Source organism: Ramlibacter sp. PS3R-8 (assembly GCF_037572435.1).
Taxonomy (GTDB): Bacteria; Pseudomonadota; Gammaproteobacteria; order Burkholderiales; family Burkholderiaceae_C; genus Ramlibacter.
In genome coordinates, this window is record NZ_JBBHGT010000002.1 from 593358 (window position 1) to 602416 (window position 9059).

At 68.8% G+C, this 9059-nt stretch carries 8 protein-coding genes; 3 read left to right on the plus strand and 5 right to left on the minus strand.

The window, feature by feature from the left end; translation table 11 throughout:
• Together WG902_RS10740 and WG902_RS10745 are read right to left on the minus strand one after the other, a co-directional pair.
• Positions 1-1068 (minus strand): Ldh family oxidoreductase, encoded by a 1068-nt coding sequence (locus WG902_RS10740; RefSeq protein ID WP_340060050.1) that lies wholly within the window; start codon positions 1066-1068, stop codon positions 1-3.
• Between the two features lie 10 nt (positions 1069-1078).
• Positions 1079-2050, minus strand: a complete 972-nt coding sequence (locus WG902_RS10745) for a Bug family tripartite tricarboxylate transporter substrate binding protein (RefSeq protein WP_340060051.1) — start codon at positions 2048-2050, stop codon at positions 1079-1081.
• Between the two features lie 142 nt (positions 2051-2192).
• On the opposite strand from WG902_RS10745, the gene WG902_RS10750 reads away from it, so the two are divergent.
• A complete protein-coding gene (locus WG902_RS10750) occupies positions 2193-3116 on the plus strand; it encodes a LysR family transcriptional regulator (protein ID WP_340060052.1) in 924 nt (307 codons plus the stop codon).
• 15 nt (positions 3117-3131) lie between these two features.
• Here WG902_RS10750 and WG902_RS10755 read toward each other — a convergent pair whose 3' ends face one another.
• Both WG902_RS10755 and WG902_RS10760 read right to left on the minus strand, forming a co-directional pair.
• Positions 3132-4136 (minus strand): Gfo/Idh/MocA family protein, encoded by a 1005-nt coding sequence (locus tag WG902_RS10755; RefSeq protein ID WP_340060053.1) that lies wholly within the window; start codon positions 4134-4136, stop codon positions 3132-3134.
• A 76-nt stretch (positions 4137-4212) separates the two neighbouring features.
• Positions 4213-5376, minus strand: coding sequence for a Gfo/Idh/MocA family protein (locus WG902_RS10760; RefSeq protein WP_340060054.1), 1164 nt, complete (start codon positions 5374-5376; stop codon positions 4213-4215).
• 169 nt (positions 5377-5545) lie between these two features.
• On the opposite strand from WG902_RS10760, the gene WG902_RS10765 reads away from it, so the two are divergent.
• Both WG902_RS10765 and WG902_RS10770 read left to right on the plus strand, forming a co-directional pair.
• Positions 5546-6007 carry a hypothetical protein gene (locus tag WG902_RS10765; RefSeq protein WP_340060055.1) on the plus strand — a complete coding sequence of 154 codons (462 nt, stop codon included), beginning with the start codon at positions 5546-5548 and terminating at the stop codon, positions 6005-6007.
• A gap of 164 nt (positions 6008-6171) precedes the next feature.
• Positions 6172-8517, plus strand: coding sequence for a mechanosensitive ion channel domain-containing protein (locus WG902_RS10770; protein WP_340060056.1), 2346 nt, complete (start codon positions 6172-6174; stop codon positions 8515-8517).
• A gap of 42 nt (positions 8518-8559) precedes the next feature.
• Here WG902_RS10770 and WG902_RS10775 read toward each other — a convergent pair whose 3' ends face one another.
• On the minus strand, positions 8560-9027 hold the full coding sequence (locus tag WG902_RS10775; RefSeq protein WP_340060057.1) for a GNAT family N-acetyltransferase: 468 nt from the start codon (positions 9025-9027) through the stop codon (positions 8560-8562).
• Between the last annotated feature and the right edge of the window lie 32 nt (positions 9028-9059).

The window sequence follows — 9059 nt, forward strand, 5'->3', positions numbered from 1 at the left end:
TCATGCGCCTGTCCCGATTCGAAGCGGCGCGATGCCGAGGTCCACCGCCAGGGTGTTCAGTTCATCCAGCAGCACCGGCATGAGGGCGATGCCCTCGCGCGCATGGCGCTGGCGCTTCTCATGGCTTTGCTCGCCCGGCAACCAGATGCGTTCCACGCCGGGCAACCGCTCGCTGGTGCGGATGTCGCGCACCAGCGTGTCGACGGCCGCCTTGAACTGCGCAGGGTCCCCGAAGGCGGCCAGGTCGATCACCAGGATGGCCTGCCCCGTGTTGGTGACGGACACGTGATCGGCGTTGAAGTCGATGACCTCGCGACCCATCGCCGCGCCACCCAGCGTGCCTGCCAGCAGGCCGACGATGAGGGCCAGCCCGTAGCCCTTGTGGCCGCCGATGGGCACGAGGAAGCCTTCGGCCGCCCGCTGGGGGTCGAGCAGCGGCTGCCCGTTGCGGTCGATCATCCAGCCCGGCGGCATCTGCTCTCCGCGCTTGGCCAGCGCCTTGACCTTGCCGTACGCGGCCACCGTGGTCGCCATGTCCAACACCACGGGAGGCTCCTCGCCGGCCGGCACCCCGGCGGAGATGGGATTGGTGGACAGCAGCATCTCCATGCCGCCCCACGGCGGCAGGTGGTTGGCATTGCCCACCGCGAAATACAAGCCGAGCATGTCGTGCTGCAGCGGACGGCGCGCGTACAAGGACGCCGGACCCGCGTGGTTGCTGTAGCGCGTGCTGACCCAGGCCACCCCGGCGCTGCGCGCCTTCTCGATGGCGATGTCCACGGCCCGCGTGACCACCAGGTGGCCCATGCCGTTGTCGCCGTCCACGACGGCCATCGCCGCGCGTTCCTGGACGACGCGGATGTCGGGATGCTTGTTGATGCCGCCGGCGCGCAGCCGCTTCATGTACTGCGGCAGGCGGATCACGCCATGGCCATCGCTGCCCTGCAGATCGGCCTCCGCCATCAGGGCCGCCACCTGCGCGGCGTCGGCAGCGGGCAGGCCGGCGCTGACGAAAGCCTCTTCGATGAAGCGGCGCAGCGCGTCGTGCGCAACGAGGGGTGCGTTCATGGGGTGGAGCTCAGTCGGCCTTGATGCCGCGTTCCTGGATCAGGTTGCGGTACAGCTCGTATTGCGTGCGCAGCGCCTGGCCGAATTCGGCGGCGGGCAGCCCGCGCGGCGTGACGCCCAGCGCCACCAGCTTGTCGCGCGTGGCCGGATCGGCCAGCACCTTGGCGATTTCGACGTTCAGGCGCGTGATGATCTCGCGCGGCGTGCCGGCGGGCGCAACGATGGCGAACCAGGAGTTGAAGGTGAAGCCCGGCATGCCGGACTCGCCGAACGTGGGGACGCCGGGGAACTGGGCCAGCCGCGCCGGCGCGGAGACGGCCAGCAGCCGCAGCTTGCCCGCCTGCACCAGGGAGACCACGGTGCCGAGTCCCTGCAACGAGGCATCCACCTCGCCGGCGGCGACGGCCACTGCTGCCGGCGTGGCGCCCTTGTACGGCACGTGCAGCATGTCGAGTCCGGCGCGGCCTGCCACCAGGGCCATGCCGATGTGCTGCGGGCTGCCATTGCCGCCCGAGCCGTAAGTCAGCTTGCCGGGCGAGGCCTTGGCGGCCGCGAGGAAGTCGCCGAGTGTGCGCAAGGGCGAGTCGGACCTGACGACCAGCCCCCACTCGATGGTGCCGACCAGCGACACCGGATCGAAGTCGGTCAGCGCATTCCACGGCATGCGCGCCTGCATGTTGGGCACCATGGTGAGCACGCTGTCGTTGAAGCCGCCAAGCGTGTAGCCGTCGGGTGCGGCACGCGCCACCCGCTCCGCGCCGATCAGGCCCGCAGAGCCGGCAATGTTTTCCAGCACGAAGCTCTGGCCCAGGTTCTCGCCCATTTTCTGGGTGACCACCCGCGCGGCGTTGTCGACGGCGCTGCCCACGGCCAGCGGAATGATCATGCGCACCGGCTTGTTGGGCCAGCCGCCCTGCCCCAAGGCGGGAAGGCAGGCACCGGCGGCGAGGGCCGCGATCGCCGTACGGCGCGTGCAGGTCAAACTGGTCTCCTTGTTGTGGTCCCGCGCGGAGCGAGCCGCCGAGCAGCGGAAGGGTAGGACCCCGGCGCGATCCCGTCCAATGCCGGTTTCGCGCACTGCCATATCATGTCGGCATCGCTTAAGGGTTCTCCCGGAGTTCGAGATGCACCTGCGCACCCTCCGATATTTCGTCGCGGTGGCGGATGCCGGCAGCCTGACGGCCGCGGCCTCTGCCATATCGATTGCGCAACCCGCGCTGACGCGGCAGATGCGCGAGCTCGAGTCCGAGCTCGGGGCGCAGCTGCTGCAGCGGCTGCCGCGCGGCGTGCGCCTGACGCAGGCGGGCCTGTCGGTCTACGAGTCGGCGCAGCGCATGCTGGGCGAGGCCGCGCGGCTGCAGCAGAAGCTGGCCCGCAACCAGCGCGTGGACAAGGCCACCGTGGTGCTGGGCGCGTCGCCGACGCTGGCGCGCCTGCTGCTGCCGGGCCTGTTCGAGAACTGCGCGGCGCTCCTGGAAGGGGTGACGCTGCGCACGCGCGAAGCCTTCACGCCCACCTTGCTGGACCTGGTCGAACGCGGGCAGGTGGACATGGCGGTGGTGACCAATCCCGAGCCAGGCCGAACGCTCTCGTTGCAGCCCCTCGTGGCGGAGCCTTTCGCCCTGATCTCGCACGTGAGCATGCGCGTGCCGCCGGTCGTGATGCTGAACCAGCTGGCCCGCATCCCCTTGCTGATGACAAGCCTGCACCGCGGCATCGTCGAACGGCAGTTGCTGTCGGTCGGCAAGGAGCTGAACGTGCATTCGGAAATCGACTCCGTCGATTCCATCCGCGAACTGGTGCTGCGGGGTCGGTGGGCGACGATCATGCCGGTGTCCGTCTTCAAGGACGCTACCCAGGCCCGGTCCGTCATGATGTCGGAGATCTCGGGGGTGCAGATGCAGCGGCAGTTGATGCTGGCGACGCGGCTGGACCGGCGCCCGAGCGCGGCCCTGTCGCTGGTGCAGGAACTGGTGGAAGCGGAGTTCGCGCGGCTGGCGCGCGCCGGCGCCTTCAGCTTCGCATCGGGCGAGCGTCCGGGGCCGTAACCCCTTTGCGTGGGCTCAGCCCTCCACCTTTTCGATCGTCCCCGATTTCGCCGACTTGAAGATCGCCTCCAGGGCGCTCACGTTGGCGATCATCTGCTCGCGCGGCACCGGATAGGGCGCGCGGCCCAGCGCCGCATCGGCGAACGCTTCCAGGTTGTGCAGCACCGCGGGCGCCGGCGGCATCTCCACCGAGACCGCGCGCTGGCCGCGCAGGCAGGTGGTCAGCGTCCAGCCTTCCGGCGCTTCCGGGTGCGTCTTGTCGCGCACCTCCGCCCAGCCTTGCGAGCCGTACACGGCAAAGCGGCCGGCAAACGGGGTGGCGAGGATGGCGCTGATCAGCGCATGGCCGCCGCGCTTGAAGGTGACCAGCGCGGCCAGCGTGTCGCCGTTGGTGAGCGGGCTGCCCAATTGCTTGACGCTGGCATGCACGGTGTCGGCCTCGCCGAACACCCCGACGGACAGGTCCAGCAGGTGGATGCCGGTGGCCGTCATGGGACCGGCAGGAGCCTCCGCACCCGACAGGCGCCAGTTGTCCGGGGCGAGCGCCAGGAACTTGTCCTGGCTGAAGTTGGCTTCCACCTGCAGCGGCGTGCCGAGCGCGCCGCTTTTCAGCAGGCGCATCACTTCCAGCACCGGCGGCTCGAAACGCTTCTCGTGGCCCACGGCCAGCGCGACGCCGGCCTGCTCCACCGCCGCCACGGCACGCAGCACGTCGCGGCGCGTCATCGACAGCGGCTTCTCGCAAAACACGTGCTTGCCGGCGCCTGCTGCGGCAACGATCTGGTCGGTGTGCTGGGTGTGGGGGGTGCAGAGCACGACGGCCTGCACTGCCGGGTCGGCCAGCACCTGCTCGAGTCCCGGTGCGAACGCCAGGCCCTGTTCCCTGGCGAAAGCTTCACCCGCGGGGCTGACGTCGGCAACCCGCACGACGCGAAGCCTGGCCGTCTTCTTGAGCTCGCCGACGAGGGTGCGGCCCCACCAGCCGAGGCCTATGACTGCGACGTTGAGGGGGGCGTTCAAATCGATGTCTCCGATGGCTGATGGAAGGTGAGAGTGTGCCGCACGGCCCCATCCCGGCCGCAACACGGGATGTGGCTCATCGTTCCACCTGCGCCCATCCGCCCTTCTCCTGCGACGCGATGCAGGCTTCGATGAACGCCATCGTGTGCGCGCCGTCCTCGACGCGCGGATAAGGAAACGCGGGCACCGGTTCGCCGAGTTCGCGGGCCATCCGCTCCTGGGCCATCTCGGCGTAAATGTTGGCGAAGGCTTCGCGCAGGCCTTCCGGATGCCCGCGCGGCGTGCGGCCCAGCGCGAGGATTTCCGCGGGGAGGCCGGGGTCGCCGCGGCCGATGGTGCGGACGGGCTCCCCCTGCATGGCCAGCTTCAGGTAGCCGGCTTCGCGGTGCGACCAGTCGATCATCCCGGTCTCGCCGTAGACGCGCAGGCGGATGTCATTCTCGGCACCGGCCGCAGCCTGGGTCACGGTGAAGCTGCCGCGCGCGCCACCTTCGAATTCGAGCAGCGCGGAGACATGGTCGATCACCTTGCGGCCCGGCCGCAGCGTGCCGACGTCGGCCATCACCCGGGCCACGTTCGCGCAGGCCACGAAGCTCGCGAGATGCTGCGCATGGCAGCCGATCGCGCTCATCACCAGCGCCTGCCCGCTGCGCGCAGGATCGAAGATCCAGCGCAGGCGGCTCGACTGCGGACCGTCCTCCACCCGCGTGGCGAGACCCGACTGGATGTACTCCACCTGCACCAGCCGCACCGTCCCGATGGCGCCGTCGCGCACCAGGTGCCGGGCGTAGCGGGTCATGGGATAAGCCGAGTAACCGTGCGCCACCGCGAACAGCCTGCCCCGGGCTCGCGTCCGCCGCACCAGGTCGCTCGCTTGCGCATGGTCATGCGCCACCGGCTTGTCGCAGACCACGTCCAGCCCGGCTTCCAGCGCCGCGGCCGCAAACCCGTAGTGCGTGTCGTTGGGCGTCATGATGGTCACCGCGTCGACGCCATCGTCGCGGGCGCTTTCCCCGGCCAGCATGTCCGGCACGCTGCCGTAGCTGCGCGCCGGATCCAGGCCGATTGCGAGGCCGCTCGCGCGCGAGCGTTGCGGATCGCTCGACACCACGCCGGCCGTTACGCGGAACCACCCATCCATCTCGGCTGCGCCGCGGTGCATGCGGCCGATCCACGAGTCGGGTCCGCCTCCGATGACGGCCAGGCGCAAGGGCCTGCCGAACTTGTCTCGCAAGTGCATGGTCGTCCCTTGGGTTCGGCAGTACCACGTTCGACCCGACCGAAGCGGCTATGGGATCGGGCCTGCCGAGGCTTACTATAACGTCGGACGAAAACCGGTCCCCCTCCGCATCGCGTGGAACGACCGCCCGACAACCACCTTGGAGAACATGATGCGTGGACATGCACTGATGCGCGGGCTCCTGGCTGCCGTGCTCTCGGCCGTGCTCCTGTTGCCGGCATTTGCCCAGGAGAAGAAGGACGCCGCGCCCACCGCAGGCAAGGGCAAGCCGAACGCCACTCTCAAGGTCGCCTCCGAGCAGATGCGCCTGATTTTCGGGGGCACGGCCGGCAAGGGCGTGCTGACCTTCGAGGGCAAGGACCACCCGTTCACGTTCAAGAGCTCCAGTGCCGGCGTGGGCGCCAAGGCGGTCAAGAAGATGAGCGCCACCGGCATGGTCTATGGCCTGAAGAAGATCGAGGACTTCGCGGGGGTCTACGGCTCGGTCTCCACCTCCACGATGGCCGGCACGGCGTCGGTTGCGGCAACTTACAAGAACGAGAAAGGCGTCACGATCGACTTGAAGGGCGCCGTCGAAGGCATCGGCCTCAGCCTGGGTGGTGGCATCGCGACCGTCGAATTGATCAAATAGCGACCCGCGACCGGCATATTGCCCTTTGGGTCTATAGACGGGACGCGCGCACGTTCCTACAGTCCGCAGGCAGCCTGCCACACGTGGGCGATCCAGCCGGGATTCGGGGTCATATGCGCACGTGCAGTCATCGAAAGAACCGCTCGCGGCGTCACGCCGCCATCGTGCTGGTACTGGCGCTCTCCGCCGCATTCTTCCCCCCCTTCTCGTGGGCGCAGCCCGGTTCCTCCATCCTCAAGGGCGCTCCAGGCAAAGACGCTGCCGCGCCCACCCAGGCGCCATCGGATCCCGGTGCGGCTCGGGTCCGTATCGAACAGGAAATCGCCCGGTTGCGGGACCAGCTGGAGCGGGTTCCCTCCGGCGCCGAGCCTGCGCCGCCGGGCATCGGTCCTGCGGAGGTGGAGAACGCGCGCAAGGACCGGGCCCTCCTGGTCGTGGTGTATGAAGCCCAATTGAACTCGTTGGCACGGGTGGTGGAGCAGCGCAAGGCGCGCGAGGCAGCGGAAAAGGCGGAGCGGGAATGGCCCGGTTTCACGCAGAAGCAGCCGTACGCCATCCTGCTGCTCGACAACCTCCGGGAGGAAGCCGATACCCATCGCGCAGCCGCGGAGTTGCTGAAGTCCTCCCGCGATCTCGCAGGCATCGAGATGGACCGGCTCCGGCGCAAGGCGAAGCAAGCCGCGGAAGCGGTGCGGCGTGCGTCGGCGGCCGTCGAGAGCACCGCGGCGGGAACCGACGCGCGTGCGGCGGCGACCTGGCGCCTCGAGGCCGCGCGCGGCCAGGCGCAGGCAGCCGGGGAGGCCCTGGTGGCGAGCGACCTCGCCGCCCGGGCGTTCGACGAAAAGCTTTCCGTCGCGCAGGCGCAGCTTCGGCTGACGGAGCGCAAGCTGGCCGCGCTCTCCGGCCCCGTCGCCATCAGCACGGCCGACGTCGAGGAGGCCCACCGGCGCCTGGAGACGTTTCGCCTCCAGCGCGATCGCGAACTCCAGTCGCTGCTGGAAGTCAGCGCGCGAGCCCACAAGGAACGCGACACGGCTGCGAAGGCGCTGGAGGCGCTGCGCACGGCGGGGACGGTCGCGGACAACTCGCCCGCACGCGACCAGGCCCTGCTGCTTGCGGAGGCGAGACTGCGGGCCGCCGAGGTCCGGGTGCAGAGCATCGGGGCGCAGGTCCAGATCCTCACTTTGCTGCTGAGCCACTACCACAACATGCTGGTCGAGAGCTGGACCTGGCGCCATACCGCCCTCGCCGGCACCGATCCCGACGCGCGGCAGGAGGCGCGCCGGCAGCTCCTGGAGACGGTCAAGAACCTGACGTTGTGGTCGAGCCGCTCCACGGCGCAGGCGAACGAGGTGCGTTCCGCGCTGCAGGAGCAGGACCAGCGTGTCCAGGCGGTGTCCGGGTCCGAGGTCGAAAGGCACGAGCAAAACGCGCGGGCGGCGCTGCGCGACCACGAAGTCGCACTCGAGCGCGAGCGCGATGAGATTGCGCGCCGGCTCGCCCGGCTCGACCACTGGCAACGGGATTTCACCGATGTCCTCAGCACGCGTTCGATACCCGAAATCGGCGCCGACCTGCTGGTACGCGTGAAGGATGTCGCGGTACGGGTCTGGAATTACGAGCTGCTGACGATCGAAGACAAGACTGAGGTGGACGGCAAGACGGTCACGACCTCGCGCGGCATCACCGTCGGCAAGAGCATCGGCGCGGCGCTCCTGATCCTGCTTGGCTACCGGCTGCTCGCATTCGTCTCGGGTCGCGCCGAACGCGTGCTGGTGAGCCGCTTCGAGGTGGGGGAGGAGGAGGGAAAGACATTCCGCCGCTGGGCGAACGCCCTCGGATTGGTGGCGCTGCTGGCCCTGACGCTCAACATCGCACGGATACCCCTCACCGTTTTCGCATTCGCGGGCGGCGCGCTCGCGATCGGGATCGGCTTCGGTACGCAGACCCTGATCAAGAACCTGATCAGCGGAATGATCGTGCTGGTCGAGCGCAACGTGCGCGTCGGGGACATCATCGAAGTGGAGGGCATCACCGGCAGGGTCACCTCCGTCAACGTCCGGTCGTCAACCGTCCGCGGCTTCGACGGCGTGGAAAGCATGATTCCGAACTCGGTGCTGCTTGAACAGAAGGTCACGAACTGGACGCTGACCAACGCCGACCTGCAGCGCGTGGTCAAGGTCGGGGTCGCCTACGGCACGCCAGTGCGCGAAGTGGCGCGGATCCTTGCGGAATGCGCCGAACGGCACCCGGCGGTGCTCGACCACCCGGCGGCGCAAGTGGTGTTCGAGGATTTCGGCGACAACGCCTTGATGTTCGGCCTGTACTTCTGGCTCAACCTCGCACCGGGGGTCAGCGCGACGCAGGTGATGAGCGACCTCCGGTTCCTGATCGAGGAGCGGCTGCGCGAGGCCGGCATCAGCATCCCGTTCACGCAGCGCGACGTGCATCTCGCCACCGCCCGGCCGCTCAAGGTGGAGGTCGTTCCTGCAGGCAGCACACCGGCATAGAACGCGCAGGCGCTTGCCGACAGGACAACGCCGGCACAGGCTTCACAAGGCCGCGCGCATCAGCCGCGCGGCTGCCCCGTAGCTGGCCAGCTTGGCAGCCACGCCATCGGGCGGCGCCTCGACGATTTCGAATCCGAGCTGTTCCCAATACCGCACCGAACCCTGGATGGCCACGAGGCACGCGCCTGTCAGGTCACCTTCCTTCGCAACCTCCATCGCAGCGCGTACGAGGGCCCGCCCGGCACGCGTTCCTCGTGCCGCATTCGCTATCGCCAGGTCGTGGAGGTACAGCGTGTCCGCATTCGCCGCCAGCTGAAACGTCGGGGCGTTGAGCTCAGGAAGATCCGGATACAGGATGGGCGCTGCAATGAGATACCCCACCACGTCGCCGGCGATTTCAGCCACCAGGCAGGTGCTCGGCGAAGCGAGGATCTTCGCCTGGAGCGATTCCCGCGCTTCGGGCTCGATGTCGACGTAGCAGCTGTCCTGGATGCGCAGGACGTCGGCCATGTGGGGCTCCCGCAAACGTCGAACCTGGATCA